The sequence below is a fragment of the Pseudooceanicola lipolyticus genome (assembly GCF_002786325.1).
Taxonomy (GTDB): Bacteria; Pseudomonadota; Alphaproteobacteria; order Rhodobacterales; family Rhodobacteraceae; genus Pseudooceanicola_C; species Pseudooceanicola_C lipolyticus.
The window spans coordinates 1-18,053 of sequence record NZ_PGTB01000078.1; the positions used below are offsets into that span (position 1 = coordinate 1).

Here is an 18,053-nt window from a genome sequence, read left to right on the forward strand (position 1 = left end):
GCTGCGCCCTGGCGCAGCAGCGTTGCCACGACGAGCGCCCGGAACCGCGCGAGGTTGCCGGCCGGCGGGTGATCTGCCACTTCGCCGAAGCCGCGCTTGCCGCCGCCGGCCGTGCGCGGAGGGCCTGAGCCGATGCAGATTCCGGTTATCGATCTTGAAAACATCGCGGTGACCTTCCGGCGCCGCCTAATCGGTGGCGACGCCGTCCATGCCCTGCGCGGCGTGTCGCTGTCCATCGCCCCCGGCGAGACGCTGGGCCTGGTGGGGGAAAGCGGATCGGGCAAGACCACGCTGGGGCGGGTCTGCCTGGGCCTGCTGCGCCCATCCAGCGGCACCGTGCGTTTCGACGGGCAGGCCTTCGGACGCCTGCGCCAGCGGCGCGGCCAGCTGTCCGTGGTGCTGCAGCATCCGGAATGGGCGCTGAACCCGCGGCTGCGCTGCGGCGTTTCGGTGGCCGAGCCGCTGAAAACCCTCGGTGCGCCGGTGACACAGCGGCGCGAGGCGGTGGCCCGGATGCTGGACCAGGTCGGCCTGTCGCCGGAATTTGCCGACCGCTATCCCGGCCAGCTGTCGGGCGGCCAGCGGCAGCGAGTGGCGATCGCGCGCGCCTTGATCACCGAACCGCGCTTTATCCTGTTCGACGAGGCGGTGAGCGCGCTTGATGTGTCGGTGCAGGCGCAGGTGCTGAACCTGATTTCGGATCTGCAGGCGCGGCTGGGCTTTGCCGCGTTGTTCATCTCGCATGACATGGCGGCAACCCGCTATGTCTGTCACCGCATCGCGGTGATGCTGAAGGGCGAGGTCGTGGAAAGCGCCCCGGCCGAAACCTTCTATGGCACGCCGGAACACCCGTACAGCCGCGCCCTGATGGACGCCCTGGCATGATCCGCGCCGCGCTGCTGATGCTGATGTTGGCGGCGGGCGCGGCCACCGCACAGTCCGAGGTCGACCGCACCTGGCAACAGGCGCAGGTCTGGCTGCCCGGGACCGTCACCGCGATCACCCCGGCCGAACTCCCCGCGCATATCCAAACCCGCGCGGTGGTGCTGTATGCCCATGGCTGCGACGGGTTGGGCCGGATCACCACCGTGTCGGCCCGGTTCCTCGCCGGGGCGGGCTATCTGGTGGTTGCCCCCGACAGCTTTGCCCGCGCTGAGAAACCGGTCAGCTGCGACCCCGCGATTCCGCGCGGCGGCCTGCACCGCGCCGTCCTCGGCTGGCGCCAGGCCGAGCTGCGCCACGCCATCACCCGTCTGCGCGCCCTGCCGGCGACACGCGACCTGCCGATTGCCCTGATGGGCCATTCCGAGGGCGGCATCACCGTGGCCACCATCGAGGCGCCCGAGGTGGCGCTGAGAGTGATCGAGGGCTGGACCTGCCACGCCGGCTGGCCGGAATATCGCGGGCTGAACGCCCCCGCCGATCAGCCGGTGCTGGCCTTGGTGGGGGGGCTGGACCCGTGGTTCCGCGCCCCGGTGCTGCGCGGCGATTGCGGCGCGTTCATGCCTGCCGATGCCCCGATGCGCTCGGTGGTCTACCCGCCGCCAAACCATCTGGCCCGGAAACACTGGCTGAGCTTCGACACCGCGGTGCAGGCCACCGTGCTGGAATTTCTGTCCGCCCATCTGCCCGCCAAAAGGGACGTACCATGACTGACGATCAGACCCGAACCGCCCTGCTGGAGGCCGTCGGTGCCGGATTCGAGGCGCAAGTCGCGCTGACCGCGGAACTGACGAGCTTTGCCTCGCTGCGCGGCGAAGAGGCGCCGGCGCAGGATTTCATGGCCCGGCAGATGCAGGCGCGTGGCCTGGACGTCGACCGTTTCCGCATCGACCTGGACCGCATCCGGCACCTGCCGGGCTTTTCCCCGGTCCACGTGAATTACGACAATGCCTGGAACGTTGTCGGCACCCGGCGGGCCACGGCGCCGACGGGAAAATCCCTGATCCTCAACGGGCATATCGACGTGGTGCCCGAGGGGCCGCTGGAGATGTGGACCAGCCCGCCCTATGCGCCGCGGCGCGATGGCGACTGGCTTTATGGCCGGGGGGTGGGCGACATGAAGGCGGGGCTGGTGGCCTGCCTTGCAGCGCTGGACGCGATCGACCGCGCCGGCTTTGCCCCGGCCGCCGATATCTGTGTGCAAAGCGTGGTCGAAGAGGAATGCACCGGCAACGGTGCGCTGGCCTGCCTGGAACGGGGCTATCGGGCCGATGCGGTGCTGATCCCCGAACCGTTGCATGAATGCCTGATCCGGGCGCAGATCGGGGTGATCTGGTTCCGCGTGCGGGTGCAGGGCGTGCCGGTTCATGTGGCCGATGCGGGCGAGGGGGCGAATGCCATCATGGCCGCCTACCAGGTGATACAGGCGCTGAAGGGGCTGGAGGCGGATTGGAATGCGCGCAAGGCCGACGATCCCGACTATGCCGACGTGCCCCATCCCATCAACCTGAACGTGGGCAAGATCGCCGGCGGCGACTGGGCGTCCTCGGTCCCGTCCTGGTGCGAATTCGACGTGCGCGTGGCGATTTTTCCGGGCCAGCAGATCGCCGATGCCAAGGCCGAGATCGAAGACAGGATATCCCGTGCCGCCCGCGACATCCCGTTCCTGCGCAACAACCCGCCCCAGGTGAGCTATAACGGTTTCGAAGCCGAGGGCTATCGGCTGGAGCAGGCCGAGGCGCCGGTTGCGGCGCTTTCGGCGGCGCATGAGGCGGTGTTCGGCGGCAAGCTGGACACGGTCGCCTCCACCGCCACCACCGACGCGCGGTTCTTCGGCCTTTACGGCAAGATGCCGGCCCTGGTCTACGGGCCCAAGGCCGAGCGGATCCACGGCTTTGACGAACGGGTCGACTTGGTGTCGCTGCGCAAGGTGACGCAGTCGATGGTCCTATTCATCGCCCAGTGGTGCGGTCTGCACCCGCGCGACGACGGCTGAGGGCGCCGAAGCGGCGTTCCGATGCGCGGTTGGATGCCCGCATGACCCCGCGAGGCGGCAACACCCGGCGCGCGCCGGTGGCGGCCCCCAGGGTGGGGTCTGCACTTGATCAGATCGTCTGTGAAATTGGAGCGGGCGATGAGATTCGAACTCACGACCCTTACCTTGGCAAGGTAATGCTCTACCCCTGAGCTACGCCCGCGTCCGTTGGGTGAGGGGGAGATATAAACAAGCGGCGGGCTCTGCAAGTGGAAAATGAACTGCGGCGAGAATTTTCTGAACCGGCGACGGAATGGGCGTTAAGGGCCGTTCTATCGGCACCGAAGCCGGACAGGAGAGAGCGGATGAGACTGCTGGAAACGCTGAAGATCGCGGTGCTGAGCCTGCTGATCCTGGGGGTGCTGATCCTGGGTTGAAGGCCGCGCGGACAGGGGCCGCGCGGCCGGGCTGGTTATTCCAGCTCGATCAGAAGGTCCTTGGCGTCGATCTGGCCGCCGGGCTGGACATGCACCGCCTTGACCACCGCGTCACGTTCGGCATGCAGGCCGGTTTCCATCTTCATCGCCTCGATGGTCAGCAGCAGCGCGCCGGCCTTGACCTTCTGGCCCGCCTGCACCCCGATGCTGGCCACCACGCCGGGCATCGGCGCGCCGACATGGTTGGCATTGCCGGCCTCGGCCTTGGGCCGCTGCACCGTCTGCGACTTGACCAGGCGGTTGGGCACCCGGATCACGCGGGGCTGGCCGTTGAGTTCGAAGAACACCCGCACTTCGCCATTCTCGTCGGTGTCGCCGATCGCCTGCAGGCGGATTTCCAGCGTCTTGCCGGGGTCGATCTCGGCCGAGATCTCCTCGCCCGGCTCCATGCCGTAAAAGAAGGTATGGGTGGGCAGGGTGCGCACCGGTCCATAGATGCGGTGACGGCCCATGTAGTCGAGGAACACCTTGGGATACATCAGATAGCCGTTCAGGTCCTCGTCATCGATCGCCTTGCCTTCCAGTTCCTTCGACAGCTTGGCGCGGGCCTCTTCCAGGTCGACCGGCGCAACATGTTTGCCGGGACGATCCAGGTTGGGTTTCTCGCCCTTCAGCACCTTCTTCAGGATGGTGTCGGGAAAGCCGCCCGGCGGCTGGCCCAGATTGCCGCGCATCATGTCGATGACCGAGTCGGGGAAGGAGACTTCCACCGCCGGATCCTCGACCTGCGCGCGGGTCAGGCCCTGGCTGACCATCATCAGCGCCATGTCGCCCACCACCTTGGACGAGGGGGTGACCTTGACGATATCGCCGAACATCTTGTTCACATCGGCATACATCTGCGCCACCTCGTGCCAGCGGTCTTCCAGCCCCATCGAGCGCGCCTGCGCCTTGAGGTTGGTGAACTGGCCGCCCGGCATCTCGTGCAGATAGACTTCGGAGGCCGGCGCCTGCATGCCCGACTCGAAGGCGGCATACTGGCCGCGCACCGATTCCCAGTAATCCGAGATCTTGCGGATCGCGGCGATGTCCAGCCCGGTGTCGCGGTCGGTGTGGCGCAGCGCCTCGACCACCGAGCCCAGCGTCGCCTGCGAGGTGTTGCCCGAGAACGCGTCCATCGCGCAGTCCACCGCGTCCACCCCGGCCTCGGAGGCGGCGAGGATGGTGGCACAGGCCACCCCGGCGGTGTCATGGGTGTGCAGGTGGATCGGCAGGCCGACCTCTTCCTTCAGCGCCCGGATCAGCACCCGCGCGGCAGCGGGTTTCAGCAGCCCGGCCATATCCTTGAGGCCCAGCACATGCGCCCCGGCATCGCGCAGATCCTGGCTCATCTTCACATAGTATTTCAGGTCATACTTGGCGCGGTCGGGGTCGAGGATGTCACCAGTATAGCAGACCGTGCCCTCGCAGATCTTGCCGGTCTCCAGCACCGCGTCCATCGCCACGCGCATGTTTTCGACCCAGTTCAGCGAATCGAACACCCGGAACACGTCGATGCCGGTCTCGGCGGCGACGCGCACGAAATCCTTCACCACGTTGTCGGGATAGTTGGTATAGCCCACGCCGTTGGCGCCGCGCAGCAGCATCTGCGTCATCAGGTTGGGCATCGCCTCGCGCAGGTCGCGCAGGCGCTGCCAGGGGCATTCCTGCAAAAAGCGATAGGCGACGTCGAAGGTGGCGCCGCCCCAGCATTCAACCGAGAACAGCTGCGGCAGGTTGGCCGAATAGCTGGGCGCCACCTTGATCATGTCGATCGACCGCATCCGCGTCGCCAGCAGCGACTGGTGCCCGTCGCGCATGGTGGTGTCGGTAATCAGCAGCTGTTTCTGCGCCTTCATCCAGTCGGCCACCGCCTGCGGACCCTTCTGTTCCAGCAGGTTGCGGGTGCCCATCATCGGCTCGCCCATCGGTTTCGGCGGGCGGGCCACTTTCAGATCGGCGGAAGGTCTGGGCCGGTCCTTGGTTTCGGGATGGCCGTTGACGGTGATGTCGGCGATATAGGTCAGAACCTTGGTGCCGCGGTCCTGACGCTTGCCGAAATTGAACAGTTCCGGCGTCTCGTCGATGAATTTGGTGGTGTATTCATTCGACAGGAAGGTCGGGTGTTTCAGCAGGTTCTCGACAAAGGCGATATTGGTGCTGACGCCGCGGATGCGGAATTCGCGCAGGGCACGGTCCATCCGGGCAATCGCCATTTCCGGCGTCGGCGCCTTGGCGGTGATCTTGGTCAGCAGCGAATCGTAATAGCGGGTGATCACCCCGCCGGCATAGGCGGTGCCGCCGTCCAGCCGGATGCCCATGCCGGTGGCCGAGCGATAGGCGGTGATGCGGCCGTAATCGGGGATGAAATTGTTCTGCGGATCCTCGGTGGTGACGCGGCATTGCAAGGCATGGCCGGTCAGCGTCACATCCTCCTGCGCCGGCTTGCCGGTGGCCTCGGCGATGCTTTTGCCTTCGGCAATCAGGATCTGGGCGCGGACGATGTCGATGCCGGTCACCTCTTCGGTGACGGTATGTTCCACCTGCACGCGGGGATTGACCTCGATGAAGTAGAACTTGCCGGTTTCCATATCCATCAGGAACTCGACCGTGCCGGCGCATTCGTAATTCACGTGTTTGCAGATGCGGTAGCCCAGCTCGCAAATCTCGGCGCGCTGGTCCTCGCTCAGGTAGGGCGCCGGGGCGCGTTCCACCACCTTCTGGTTGCGCCGCTGGACCGAACAGTCGCGTTCATACAGGTGGTACATGCCGCCATGCTTGTCGCCGAGGATCTGCACCTCGACATGGCGCGCGCGGGTGATCATCTTTTCCAGATAGCCTTCGCCATTGCCGAAGGCGGCTTCGGCTTCGCGGCGCCCCTCGCGGACCTTTTCGGCCAGTTCCTCGGGCTTGAGGATCGGCCGCATGCCGCGCCCGCCGCCGCCCCAGGAGGCTTTCAGCATCAGCGGAAAGCCGATCTCGGCGGCCTCTTTCTCGATCGCCGCCATATCTTCGCCCAGCACCTCGGTGGCGGGAATGACCGGCACGCCGGCCGCGATGGCGACCTTGCGGGCGCTGGCCTTGTCGCCCAGCTTGCGCATGGTTTCGGCGCGCGGGCCGATAAAGGTGATGCCGGCCTTGACACAGGCATCGACAAAATCGGGATTCTCCGACAGCAGGCCATAGCCCGGATGGATGGCGTCCGCTCCGCTTTCGCGGGCGACGCGGATCATCTCGTCAATCGACAGATAGGCTGCCACCGGCCCCAGGCCTTCACCGATGCGATAGGCCTCGTCCGATTTGAACCGGTGCAGGCCCAGCTTGTCCTCCTCGGCATAGACCGCGACGGTTTTCTTCCCCATCTCGTTGGCGGCCCGCATGATGCGAATGGCAATCTCGCCCCGGTTGGCGACGAGGATTTTCTTGAATTCGGTCATTTGATGTCCTGGCGGTGAGAAAGTCAGCGCTTAGACATTAGGCAATCGCGGACGCAGCGTAAATATGCCGCAGGTGCAAAATGCCGCATTGCTCAGCCGGACAACGGCACCGGCTCGGGAAGCGCTTGCAAATTCGCCGCTCCCAGCTGGCCCATATTGGCGGCCAGATCCTTTCCCAGCATGTCGATCAGATGCGCCGGCCCGGCCTGGCCCAGCGCCGCCAGCGCGAAATGCGCGGCGCGCGCCAGCATGACGAAATCGGCCCCCAGCGCCAGCGCCCGCAGGATGTCCAGCCCGCTTTCGACACCGCTGTCGAACAGGATCGGCAGCCGGGTGGCGGCGCGGATCTGCGGCAGCACCTCGATGGTGGCAGGTGCGCCGTCGAACTGGCGGCCGGCATGGTTGGACACCCAGATCGCATCGGCGCCCAGCGATTCCAGCCGTTCGGCATCCTCGGCCCGCAGCACCCCTTTCACCAGCAGCGGTCCCTGCCAATTGTCGCGCAGCCAGCGTGCATACTCCCAGTCGGGCGAGGTGCGCAGCAGATAGCCGATATGCGCGGTCGAGGGCAGGTTGCGCTGCCCGGTGGCATATTTGTCCAGCCCGCGCATATGCGGCATGCCCTGCCGCGCCATGCCCAGCGCCCAGGCCGGGCGCAACGCCACCTGCGCCAGCAGTCGCGGCGTCAGACGCGGCGGGCTGGTCAGGCCGGACCGGGTCTGACGTTCGCGTCGCGAGGCCACCGGCACATCCACGGTGAGAATAAGTGTCGAGAAGCCGGCGGCGCGGGCACGGTCCAGCATGTCGCGCCGGATCTCCTCGTCGCGCGGCGGATACATCTGGAACCAGGCCTGTTCGCCCAGATGCGGCGCCACGTCCTCGGGGCTCTGGCTGGCCACGGTGCTGAGGCAATAGGGGAGTCCGGCGGTGGCTGCGGCGCGGGCCAGGATGCCCTCGGCATCGGGCCAGACCAGCCCCGACATGCCGACCGGCGCGAAGCCGAAGGGCAGGGGATATTCGTGGCCCAGAAAGGTCGTGGACAGGTCCGCCGCCTGTTCGCCATGCAGGATCGAGGGCATAAATCCCACCCGGTCGAGCGCCTGCCGGTTGCGCGCCTTGGTGGATTCGTGGCCGGTGGCGCTGTCCAGATATTCCCAGACAAAGCGCGGCAGCCGCGCCCGCGCGCCGGCGCGCAGGTCGTCGATGCCGGGATATTTGCTGTGCAGGTCCATTGCCCGGCATTTGTCGTCAGGTGGCGGGAATTGTCCAGACACCGCCTATGCGCGGAGAAATTCTTAAAATGCGGGAACGAAATGCGAACAACTCTTTAACAGCGGCGCGTTCCGCGCTAGATTTTCGCCATGAGCAGTTTCGATGAGATGGAGGCGTTCGAACGGGCCTCTTTGTCCTCCCGCGCCATGGCAGCGCGGCCCGCGCCCTATCTCGACGGGCTGAACCCGGCCCAGCGCGAGGCGGTGGAGCGGCTGGAAGGCCCGGTGCTGATGCTGGCCGGGGCCGGCACCGGCAAAACCCGCGCGCTGACCGCGCGCATCGTGCACCTGCTGGCCACCGGGTCGGCCCGGCCCAACGAGATCCTTGCCGTCACCTTCACCAACAAGGCCGCGCGCGAGATGAAGAACCGCGTGGCCAAAATGCTGGGCCACGATGTCGAAGGAATGCCCTGGCTGGGCACCTTCCACGCCATCTGTGTCAAGCTGCTGCGCCGCCATGCCGAGTTGGTGGGGCTGAAATCGAACTTCACCATCCTCGACACCGATGACCAGCTGCGCCTGCTCAAGCAGCTGATTTCGGCGGCGAATATCGATGACAAGCGCTGGCCGGCGCGGCAGCTGGCCTCGATCATCGACAGCTGGAAGAACCGTGCCTGGACCCCCGACAAGGTCCCGGCGGCCGAGGCCGGCGCCTATAACCACCGCGGTACCGAGCTGTACGACCAGTACCAGACCCGGCTGAAAGAGCTGAACGCCGTCGATTTCGGCGACCTGCTGCTGCACATGGTGACGATTTTCCAGAGCCATGTGGATGTGCTGGAGCAGTACCAGCGCTGGTTCCGCTATATCCTGGTGGACGAATATCAGGACACCAATGTCGCTCAGTATCTTTGGCTGCGGCTGCTGGCCGGGGCGCATAAGAACATCTGCTGCGTCGGCGATGACGACCAGTCGATCTATGGCTGGCGCGGGGCGGAAGTGGGCAATATCCTGCGCTTTGAAAAGGATTTTCCCGGCGCCCATGTGGTGCGGCTGGAACAGAATTACCGCTCGACCCCGCATATCCTGGCTGCTGCCTCCGGTGTGATACGCGGCAATCAGGGCCGGCTGGGCAAGGAATTGTGGACCGAGGCGGACGAGGGCGAGAAGGTGCGCCTGATCGGCCATTGGGACGGCGAGGAAGAGGCGCGCTGGATCGGCGAAGAGATCGAATCGATGCAGCGCGGCACCCGCGGGATGCGGTCCTTCGGCCTGAACGAGATTGCCATCCTGGTCCGCGCCTCGCACCAGATGCGCGCCTTCGAGGACCGGTTCCTGACCATCGGCTTGCCCTATCGGGTGATTGGCGGGCCGCGATTCTACGAGCGGATGGAGATCCGCGATGCCATGGCCTATTTCCGCGTGGTGGTGTCGCCCGAGGACGACCTGGCCTTTGAACGCATCGTCAACACCCCCAAGCGGGGGCTGGGCGACAAGGCGCAGCAAACCATCCAGGTGACCGCCCGGCAGAACGGCGTCAGCCTGGTCGAAGGCGCGCGGCTTGCCGTCGAGGCGGGCGAGATCAAGGGCAAGGGCGGTGCCGAGCTGCGCCGGCTGGTCGACGATCTCGACCGCTGGGGCCGCATGGTGGGCAGCCCCGAGGTTAATCATGTGGAACTGGCCGAGATCATCCTGGACGAATCCGGCTATACCGCGATGTGGCAGAACGACAAGACGCCCGAGGCGCCGGGCCGGCTGGAAAACCTGAAGGAACTGGTCAAGGCGCTGGAAGGATTCGAGAACCTGCAGGGCTTTCTGGAACATGTCAGCCTGATCATGGACAACGAGCAGGCCGAATCCGAGGAAAAGGTCAGCGTCATGACGCTGCACGCGGCCAAGGGCCTGGAATTTCCCGCCGTGTTCCTGCCGGGCTGGGAGGACGGGTTGTTCCCGTCCCAGCGCAGCATGGATGAAAGCGGGGTCAAGGGGCTCGAGGAAGAGCGGCGGCTGGCCTATGTCGGCATCACCCGCGCCGAAGAACTCAGCACGATTTCCTTCGCCGGCAACCGCCGGGTGTTCGGCCAGTGGCAATCGGCGCTGCCGTCGCGCTTTATCGACGAACTGCCGGAAGAACATGTCGAGGTGCTGACGCCGCCGGGCCTGTATGGCGGCGGCTATGGCGCGGCGGCGCCAACGCCGGCGCGGTCGGGGCTGGAAGAACGGGTGGCGCAGGCCGATGGCTATAATTCACCGGGCTGGAAACGGCTGCAGGCGCGTTCGGGTCAGCGCGGGCTGTCCCAGCCCAGCGAAAGCCGCAACACGGTGATCGACCTCGATGCCGTTTCGGCCTTTACCGAGGGCGAGCGGGTGTTCCACCAGAAATTCGGCTATGGCGCGGTGATCGGGATCGAGGGCGACAAGCTGGAGATCCACTTCGAGAAGGCGGGCATCAAGAAGGTTGTCGCCCGTTTCGTCTCGGCCAGCGACGACATCCCGTTCTGAGGCTCGTCCCCCGGCCGGGCGCGTAACCCATCCCGCAGGATTCCCATGTGAACAGCGCCGCTTGCGGCGTCTTTCGGCGTTCCGGTCCGGCAAAAGAAAACGGCGGCACCAGGGAGGAGGAGAGGTGCCGCCGTTCCTTGCTACATCGGGACCTAGGGAGGAGGAGAAGGCCCCTGATGTGTCTGCCCGGTCATCGACTGACCGGTATGTGATGGGCGGGGCAAAGGCCGCACCGCTCGGAATGGGGCGAAAGCGGCAACGCCAGGGAGGAGGAGAGGCGCCACCGCTTTCTTGATACACCGAAGGCCTAGGGAGGAGGAGAAGGCCCTGTGGTGTCCCGGTCCGGCTATCAAGGCCGGTATGTGATGGACGGGGCAAAGGCCGCACCGCCCGGAATTTGGTGAAAGCGGTGGCACCGGGGAGGAGGAGAGGTGCCACCGCTCTCTTGCTACATCGGGACCTAGGGAGGAGGAGAAGGCCCCTGATGTGTCGGTCCGGCGGAACAGGGCCGGTATGTCGTGGGCGGGGCAAAGGCCGCGCCGCCCGGAATTTGGTGAAAGCGGTGGCACCGGGGAGGAGGAGAGGTGCCACCGCTCTCTTGCTACATCGGGACCTAGGGAGGAGGAGAAGGCCCCTGATGTGTCGGTCCGGCGGAACAGGGCCGGTATGTCGTGGGCGGGGCAAAGGCCGCACCGCCCGGAATTTGGTGAAAGCGGTGGCACCGGGGAGGAGGAGAGGTGCCACCGCTCTCTTGCTACATCGGGACCTAGGGAGGAGGAGAAGGCCCCTGATGTTCCGTGTCCGGCCATGTGGGCCGGGGTGTAAAAGGCGGCGACATCGGGGAGGAGAGTGATGCCGCCGCTAAGAACAGACCCTCCGGGAGGAGGAGTGGAGGGTCTGAACCCTATGTCTTCAGGCTGGCAATGTAGCGCGTTCCGCTACACTCTCGTTCGCCCGCTGCTCTTGTTCGGGCGGGGCGCCGGCCTGTTCAGCGCCCTATGTGATCCCCACCTGTTCCGACTTAATCGAGCGGGGCTTCCCGCGAAAACCGCCAGAGACCTGGCGATGTCGGAGCGTCCGGAGGGGACTTAACCTTCTAACTTGTTACCTTACCGTTTTACTCGCTGGCGCCTGTTAGCGCTTCAACTGACCTCAAGATAGCCAAATGCTGCGGGTGCACAATAGGTACATTTTCAATGCTGCCATGCAGAAAGTGCATGAGTCGTTTGTTTGAATTGCAGGCACTTAGCCGAAGGGGAAGGCTCATGGCGGCTTGACCCTGGGTCACTTTATTTGAGCTGCGGAATAAATCGCCGGCCTGCTGAAAAATTGGTCTTATTTGTAAAGCGCCGGCCGGGCGGTGCCGCCGCGGGCTCATGGCGGTGATCCCGGAGGGGGCGGGCAAAGCAAGCGTTCCTTGTGGGGAATCGGTGGTGGTCACGACTCGCTGGGCGGCAAGATTCGTCTGCGGAGATGGTCGCCGATGGGCTATGCCTGGGATTTCGTGGGCGGCGGCCGCATTCATGGGAATTCATGGGCCACGTTTGGGACGGCCCGTGGGGCCGGTGCGGCAAATTCCCGAATCAAAGGCAGTTCTTGGGGGCTCGAGAGGGCTGGATGGGTGCGAAATTCGAAGCCAAATTAAGAACAAATCATAAACACTTCACTCGTGGTCCAAATCGGGCCGAAAATTGTGGGAATTTAGGGGAACTTTTTTCGCCACGCCCGGGTTGTCTATATATGGGGCTATTCTAGAAATAAAATACCGCATATTGCGAAATACGGGGGTGGGAAGCCCCTGCATGACATCTTTATAAGGCCCTGTTTCGCAGTTCGCACTCTCTGCCAGGTGAAAAAAGTGTTGATGTCCATGAATTCCCATGGCATCCCTTTGTACATCGGATGAGGACGAAAACAGGGGCACCCAACGACCCCGAGACCAAAACAAGCAGGTTTCATACAGGCACTCGGCTTCATCAGACCAAAGGATCCGGCGCGCGGGCGAGCAGACATCCCCCCAGGTGGCGCGCGCTGCTGGACCGCCCCGCTAGGCGGGACGAGGGCGGCGGGTTGATCATTGGCAGCAGATCAACCCGCCGTTTTCCCATTCGGGGGGCAGAAATTTTCGCGGGGGCGCGGACAAAGGACAGGGCAGGTGAGCCGCAGGTTCAGGGGCGAAAGCCGGCACAAGGTGGATGCGAAGGGCAGGGTGTCTATCCCGGCCTCGTTTCGCCGCGTGCTCGAGCAGGGTGACCCGAACTGGCAGCCCGGTCAGAACCCCGAACTGGTCATTGTCTATGGCGATCACCGCCGCAATTACCTGGAATGTTTCACCATCGAGGCGATCGAAGAGGTCGACGGCAAGATCGACGCGCTGCCGCGCGGTTCGATGCAGCGCAAGATGTTGCAGCGGCTATTTCACGGGCAGAGCCATCCGACCAACGTGGATGAAACCGGACGGCTGGTGCTGCCGGCCAAGCTGCGGGCCAAGATCGACCTCGACGACGAGGCGTTTTTTATCGCCGCCGGCGACACCTTCCAGATCTGGAACCCCGACACCTACGAGACCGAAGAATTGGCCAAGACCGAAGCCTGGCTGGAAGACCTGCCGGACGACTTCGACCCGATGGAATTCCTCGATGGCGCGCCTGCGGGCGCGGGTGAGGCGTGATGCTATGGCAAGCGGGAGCGGAACCGATGACTCTGATCCTCATATCCCTGTTCTTCTACGCCCATTGCTGGCGCAAGTCGCGCCGGTTGCGGGCATCTGGCTCGATGGCACCTTTGGTGCTGGAGGCTACACCCGCGGATTGCTCGATGCCGGCGCGGCGCGGGTTGTCGCGGTCGATCGCGACCCGCTGGCCTTTGAAATGGCGCAGGCCTGGGCTGCTGACTACGGCGACCGGCTTGTGATGCAACCGGGTGTCTTTTCCAGGATGGACACCTATGCGCAGGACCTGGACGGCGTGGTGCTGGATCTCGGCGTGTCCTCGATGCAGCTGGACGAGGCCGAGCGCGGCTTTTCCTTCCTGCGCGACGGCCCGCTCGACATGCGCATGTCGCAAGAGGGGGTCTCGGCGGCCGACCTGGTGAATTCCGCCTCGGAAGAGCAACTGGCCGACATTCTCTTTCTCTATGGCGAGGAGCGCGCCAGCCGCCGCATCGCCCGCGCCATCGTCAGGGCCCGGGCCGAGGCGCCGATCACCACCACGCTGAGATTGGCCGAACTGGTCGAAAGTTGCCTGCCGCGCGCCAAACCCGGCCAGTCGCACCCGGCGACACGCAGTTTCCAGGCGCTGCGCATCGCGGTGAATGCCGAATATGAAGAATTGTACCAGGGGCTGATGGCGGCGGAACGGGCACTGAAACCCGGCGGGCGGCTGGCGGTGGTCACCTTCCATTCGGTCGAGGACCGCATGGTCAAACGCTTTCTTGCCGCGCGGTCGGGCCGCACCGGGCGGGCCAACCGCTATGCCCCGGAACAGGAGGCCGACGCGCCCCGGTTCGAGCTGGTGTCGCGCAAGGCGATTTCCGCCGATGCCGAAGAGCTTGAGCAGAACCCCCGCGCGCGCTCGGCGCGGCTGCGGGTCGGGCGGCGCACCGCCGCGCCGGCGGGCGAGGTCAGCCGCCGCGACATCGCGATGCCGGAGTTGAAGGAGTTCAGATCGTGAGAAGCCTGATCTTCGTATTCACCGCCCTGGGCGTCTTTGCGCTGGCCTTCTGGGCCTATCGCGAAAACTACGCCACTCAGCAGGTGCTGCGCGAAACCCGTGATCTGCAGCGCCAGATCGGCGAGGCGCAGGTGCGGCTGAGCGTGCTGCGCGCCGAATGGGCCTATCTGAACCGGCCCGACCGGCTGATGGAACTGGCCGAGATCAATTTCGACCGGCTGGGCCTGCTGCCGCTGCGCCCGGATCAGTTCGGCCGCATCGACGAGGTCAGCTTTCCGCAGGAACCGCTGCTGAGCATCGAGAACACGATCGAGGTGTCGGCCATGGCAGGGGCAAGCGACCGATGATCCGCACGCCGCTGCGCCCGCTGGCCCGCATCCTGCCCGCCCGTGACAAGGGCGAGAACCCGGACGCGATCGAGCGCGAGAATATTCGCGCGCGGCACAAGCAGATCCAGGACCGCAGCCGCGCCCGCGCCGAGGGGCGGTTGCTGGTGTTGGGGCTGTTCTTTTTCAGCGCATTCCTGGTGGTTGGCGCCCGCATGGGCATGCTGGCCACTTCGGACCCGACCGAGCCGATGGCCAGCGCCGCGGGCACGCCGATCGCCGCACAGCGCGGCGATATCGTCGACCGGCAGGGCCGCATCCTGGCGACCAATTTCGAAACCCATTCGCTTTATGCCCAGCCGCCGCAGATGGTCGACCCGGTGCAGGCGGCGAAAGGGCTCGTGGAAATCTTCCCCGACCTGAATGAAGAACGTCTGATAAGGGACTTTACCGGCAAGCGAAAATTCCTCTGGATCAAGAAAAAGATCAGCCCCGAGCAGAAACAGGCGGTGCATGATCTGGGCGATCCCGGCCTGATGTTCGGGCCGCGCGAAATGCGGCTTTATCCCAATGGCAGGCTGGCTGCCCATGTCCTTGGCGGTGCCTCTTTTGGCAAGGAAGGGGTGAATGCGGCCGAGGTGATCGGCGTGGCCGGGGTCGAACGCCAGTTCGACGGTTATCTGCGCGACCCGGCCAATGCCGGCAAGCCGCTGCAACTGTCGCTGGACCTGACGGTGCAGGCGGCGGCGGAACGGGTGCTGTGGGGCGGCATGCGGCTGATGAATGCGCGCGGCGCCACGGCGGTGCTGATGGATGTGCATACGGGCGAGGTGGTCTCGATGGTCAGCCTGCCCGATTTCGACCCCAACGACCGGCCGCGGCCGCCGACCTCGGGCAACGATCCCTCGGTCAGCCCGCTGTTCAACCGGGCGGTGCAGGGGCTGTACGAATTGGGCTCGACCTTCAAGATCTTCGCGGTGGCGCAGGCGCTGGACCTGGGGCTGATCACGCCCGACACGCTGATCGACATTCGCGGCCCGCTGCGCTGGGGCCGCTTCGCGATCCGCGACTTCCATTATTACGGCAAGGAGTTGTCGGCCACCGAGGTGATCGTCAAATCCTCCAATATCGGCTCGGCCCGGATCGCCCAGGAAATCGGTGCCGACGGCCAGCGCGCGTTTCTGAACGGGCTGGGCTTTCTCGACCCGACCCCCTTCGAACTGGTCGAGTCCTCGGGGGCGCAGCCGTTGCTGCCGAAGAACTGGTCGGAACTGTCGACGATGACTATTTCCTACGGGCACGGCCTGTCGGCCAGCCCGCTGCACCTGGCCACCGCTTATGCGGCGATTGCCAATGGCGGCCATTATGTCAGCCCGACGATCCTGAAACGCGAAGGCCCGCAATACGGGCCGCGGGTGATGTCGGAAAACGCCGCGGCCGCGTCACGGGCGATGCTGCGGCTGGTGGTGACCAGCGGCACCGCCTCGTTCGGCGAGGTGCCGGGCTATGCCGTGGCCGGCAAGACCGGCACCGCGGACAAGCCCAAGCCCAGCGGCGGGTATTACGAGGACAAGGTGATTGCCACCTTCGCCACCATGTTCCCGGCCTATGACCCGAAATACGTGCTGGTGGTGACACTGGACGAACCGTCGGAAAATTCCGGCTCGGAACCGCGCCGCACCGCCGGCTGGACGGCGGTGCCGGTGGCGGCGGAAATGATCGCGCGCATCGCCCCGCTGCTGGGCCTGCGGCCAGACATTGAACCCAAGGTGCTCGCTGGTATAACGCTGGCTGCGGATTAGTCAGACAGCGGGGGCAGCAGCGTGGCGGAGATTTCGGCAAAACGGCTGAGCCAGCTTGCCCTGACCGCGCGGGGCGGGCGCGATCCCGAAATCACCGGCCTGTCGGTGGACAGCCGCGAGGTGAAACCGGGGCACCTGTTCGCCGCGTTGCCGGGCACGCGGCTGCATGGTGGCGAATTCATCCAATATGCCCTGCGCATGGGCGCGGCGGCGATCCTCACCGATTCCGAAGGCGCGGGCATCGCCGCGGCGGAACTGGCCGCCTCCTCGGCCGCGCTGATCGTCACTGACGAGCCGCGCCAGGCGCTGGCCTATACCGCGGCGCTGTGGTTCGGGGCGCAGCCCACCACCGTGGTGGCGGTGACCGGCACCAATGGCAAGACCTCGGTGGCCACCTTCGTGCGCCAGATCTGGGCGGCGCTGGGCCGCGAGGCGGTGAATATCGGCACCACCGGGGTGGAAGGCGCCTGGACCGCGCCGCTGAAACACACCACGCCGGAACCGATCACGCTGCATCGCACCCTGGCGGCGGCGGCGGCCCAGGGCGTCACCCACGCGGCGATGGAGGCATCGAGCCACGGGTTGGCCCAGTGCCGGCTGGACGGGGTACATCTGACGGCGGCGGGGTTCAGCAACTTTACTCAGGACCACCTGGATTACCACGCCAGCTTTGACGAATATTTCGCCGCCAAGGCCGGGCTGTTCCGCCGGGTGCTGCCCGAAGACGGCACCGCGGTGATCAACCTGGACGATCCGCGCGGCTCGGAAATGCGCGCCATCGCCGCCGCGCGCGGCCAGCGCATCATCACCACCGGCCACGGCTTGGGCGACCTGAGCCTGCTGAACCAGCGTTTCGACGCCACCGGGCAGGACCTGCGCTTTGCCTGGGATGGGCACAGCTATCAGACCCGGCTGGAACTGATCGGCGGGTTCCAGGCGGAAAACGTGCTGCTGGCCTGCGGCCTGGTCATTGCCAGCGGCGAGGATCCCGAAGAGGTGTTCCACACCCTGCCGCAGCTGACCACCGTGCGCGGCCGGATGCAGCTGGCCGCGACCCGCGCCAATGGCGCGGCGGTGTTTGTCGATTACGCCCATACCCCCGATGCGGTGGCGACGGCGCTGAAGGCGTTGCGCCCGCATGTGATGGGCCGGCTGATCGCCATTGTCGGCGCCGGCGGTGACCGCGATGCCGGCAAGCGGCCGCTGATGGGGCAGGCGGCGGCGGAAAATGCCGATATCGTCTTCGTCACCGACGACAACCCGCGCAGCGAGGATCCGGCGCTGATCCGTGCCGCGGTGATGGCCGGGGTGCCCAACGCCACCGAGGTCGGCGACCGCGCCGAGGCGATCCTGCGCGGTGTCGACGCGCTGGGGCCGGGCGACGCGCTGCTGATCGCCGGCAAGGGGCATGAAACCGGGCAGATCGTCGGCGATGACATCCTGCCGTTTGACGACAGCGAACAGGCCAGCGTTGCGGTGGCGGCGCTGGACGGGGGGCTGGCATGACTTTGTGGACCGCGGCCGAGGCCGCCGCCGCCACCGGTGGCCGGGCCCAGGGCGACTGGGCGGTGACCGGCGTGTCAATCGACACCCGCACGCTGGCGCGTGGCGACCTGTTCGTGGCGCTGGAGGCGGCGCGCGACGGTCATGATTTTGTCGCCCAGGCGCTGGACAAGGGGGCTGCGGCGGCGCTGGTCAGCCATCGGCCCGA

At 65.8% G+C, this 18,053-nt stretch carries 13 protein-coding genes and 1 tRNA gene; 11 read left to right on the forward strand and 3 right to left on the reverse strand.

Annotated features, from left to right (window positions below; genetic code table 11):
- Nucleotides 1-132: 132 nt before the first annotated feature.
- Genes CVM52_RS16010 through CVM52_RS16020 form a run of 3 tightly spaced genes read left to right on the forward strand, consistent with a single transcriptional unit; the run spans nucleotide 133 to nucleotide 2,938 of the window.
- Entirely contained in the window at nucleotides 133-885 is a 753-nt protein-coding gene (locus CVM52_RS16010; RefSeq protein ID WP_100163484.1) for an ATP-binding cassette domain-containing protein, read from the forward strand.
- Nucleotides 882-1,652 (forward strand): dienelactone hydrolase family protein, encoded by a 771-nt coding sequence (locus CVM52_RS16015; protein WP_100163485.1) that lies wholly within the window; start codon nucleotides 882-884, stop codon nucleotides 1,650-1,652. Before CVM52_RS16010 ends, CVM52_RS16015 begins: the two co-directional genes overlap by 4 nt.
- Nucleotides 1,649-2,938, forward strand: coding sequence for an ArgE/DapE family deacylase (locus CVM52_RS16020; protein ID WP_100163486.1), 1,290 nt, complete (start codon nucleotides 1,649-1,651; stop codon nucleotides 2,936-2,938). Before CVM52_RS16015 ends, CVM52_RS16020 begins: the two co-directional genes overlap by 4 nt.
- Before the next feature lie 127 nt (nucleotides 2,939-3,065).
- Here CVM52_RS16020 and CVM52_RS16025 read toward each other — a convergent pair.
- Nucleotides 3,066-3,140: transfer RNA gene (locus tag CVM52_RS16025), tRNA-Gly, on the reverse strand.
- A gap of 46 nt (nucleotides 3,141-3,186) precedes the next feature.
- Between CVM52_RS16025 and CVM52_RS26965 the strand changes: the two genes are divergently transcribed.
- Nucleotides 3,187-3,354 (forward strand): hypothetical protein, encoded by a 168-nt coding sequence (locus CVM52_RS26965; protein ID WP_172721016.1) that lies wholly within the window; start codon nucleotides 3,187-3,189, stop codon nucleotides 3,352-3,354.
- A gap of 35 nt (nucleotides 3,355-3,389) precedes the next feature.
- Here CVM52_RS26965 and CVM52_RS16030 read toward each other — a convergent pair whose 3' ends face one another.
- Together CVM52_RS16030 and CVM52_RS16035 are read right to left on the reverse strand one after the other, a co-directional pair.
- Nucleotides 3,390-6,830: a pyruvate carboxylase gene (locus CVM52_RS16030; RefSeq protein ID WP_100163487.1), complete on the reverse strand. Its 3,441-nt coding sequence runs from the start codon at nucleotides 6,828-6,830 to the stop codon at nucleotides 3,390-3,392.
- A gap of 92 nt (nucleotides 6,831-6,922) precedes the next feature.
- Nucleotides 6,923-8,062, reverse strand: a complete 1,140-nt coding sequence (locus CVM52_RS16035; protein ID WP_100163488.1) for an alpha-hydroxy acid oxidase — start codon at nucleotides 8,060-8,062, stop codon at nucleotides 6,923-6,925.
- Nucleotides 8,063-8,191: 129 nt separating this feature from the next.
- Between CVM52_RS16035 and CVM52_RS16040 the strand changes: the two genes are divergently transcribed.
- The 7 genes from CVM52_RS16040 to CVM52_RS16070 form a co-directional block, all read left to right on the forward strand.
- Nucleotides 8,192-10,543: an ATP-dependent helicase gene (locus CVM52_RS16040; RefSeq protein WP_100163489.1), complete on the forward strand. Its 2,352-nt coding sequence runs from the start codon at nucleotides 8,192-8,194 to the stop codon at nucleotides 10,541-10,543.
- A 2,155-nt stretch (nucleotides 10,544-12,698) separates the two neighbouring features.
- Nucleotides 12,699-13,214, forward strand: a complete 516-nt coding sequence (mraZ, locus tag CVM52_RS16045; RefSeq protein ID WP_205964970.1) for a division/cell wall cluster transcriptional repressor MraZ — start codon at nucleotides 12,699-12,701, stop codon at nucleotides 13,212-13,214.
- A gap of 4 nt (nucleotides 13,215-13,218) precedes the next feature.
- A complete protein-coding gene (rsmH, locus tag CVM52_RS16050) occupies nucleotides 13,219-14,214 on the forward strand; it encodes a 16S rRNA (cytosine(1402)-N(4))-methyltransferase RsmH (protein ID WP_100163494.1) in 996 nt (331 codons plus the stop codon).
- Nucleotides 14,211-14,561 carry a cell division protein FtsL gene (ftsL, locus tag CVM52_RS16055; protein WP_100163491.1) on the forward strand — a complete coding sequence of 117 codons (351 nt, stop codon included), beginning with the start codon at nucleotides 14,211-14,213 and terminating at the stop codon, nucleotides 14,559-14,561. The genes rsmH and ftsL overlap by 4 nt, the downstream gene beginning before the upstream one ends.
- Entirely contained in the window at nucleotides 14,558-16,342 is a 1,785-nt protein-coding gene (locus CVM52_RS16060) for a peptidoglycan D,D-transpeptidase FtsI family protein (protein WP_100163492.1), read from the forward strand. The genes ftsL and CVM52_RS16060 overlap by 4 nt, the downstream gene beginning before the upstream one ends.
- Nucleotides 16,343-16,363: 21 nt before the next feature.
- Complete coding sequence (locus CVM52_RS16065) at nucleotides 16,364-17,848, forward strand: UDP-N-acetylmuramoyl-L-alanyl-D-glutamate--2,6-diaminopimelate ligase (RefSeq protein ID WP_100163493.1); 1,485 nt, start codon at nucleotides 16,364-16,366, stop codon at nucleotides 17,846-17,848.
- Nucleotides 17,845-18,053 (forward strand): Mur ligase domain-containing protein (locus CVM52_RS16070; protein WP_240620980.1); only part of this gene is annotated, 209 nt, incomplete at its 3' end. The genes CVM52_RS16065 and CVM52_RS16070, both read left to right, overlap by 4 nt.

Bases quoted from the DNA above. Each gene is read 5' to 3' on its own strand.
- CVM52_RS16010 (WP_100163484.1), top strand. From the start codon at position 133: ATGCAGATTCCGGTTATCGATCTTGAAAACATCGCGGTGACCTTCCGG.
- CVM52_RS16015 (WP_100163485.1), top strand. From the start codon at position 882: ATGATCCGCGCCGCGCTGCTGATGCTGATGTTGGCGGCGGGCGCGGCC.
- CVM52_RS16020 (WP_100163486.1), top strand. From the start codon at position 1,649: ATGACTGACGATCAGACCCGAACCGCCCTGCTGGAGGCCGTCGGTGCC.
- CVM52_RS16030 (WP_100163487.1), bottom strand. From the start codon at position 6,830: ATGACCGAATTCAAGAAAATCCTCGTCGCCAACCGGGGCGAGATTGCC.
- CVM52_RS16035 (WP_100163488.1), bottom strand. From the start codon at position 8,062: ATGGACCTGCACAGCAAATATCCCGGCATCGACGACCTGCGCGCCGGC.
- CVM52_RS16040 (WP_100163489.1), top strand. From the start codon at position 8,192: ATGAGCAGTTTCGATGAGATGGAGGCGTTCGAACGGGCCTCTTTGTCC.
- rsmH (WP_100163494.1), top strand. From the start codon at position 13,219: ATGGCAAGCGGGAGCGGAACCGATGACTCTGATCCTCATATCCCTGTT.
- CVM52_RS16060 (WP_100163492.1), top strand. From the start codon at position 14,558: ATGATCCGCACGCCGCTGCGCCCGCTGGCCCGCATCCTGCCCGCCCGT.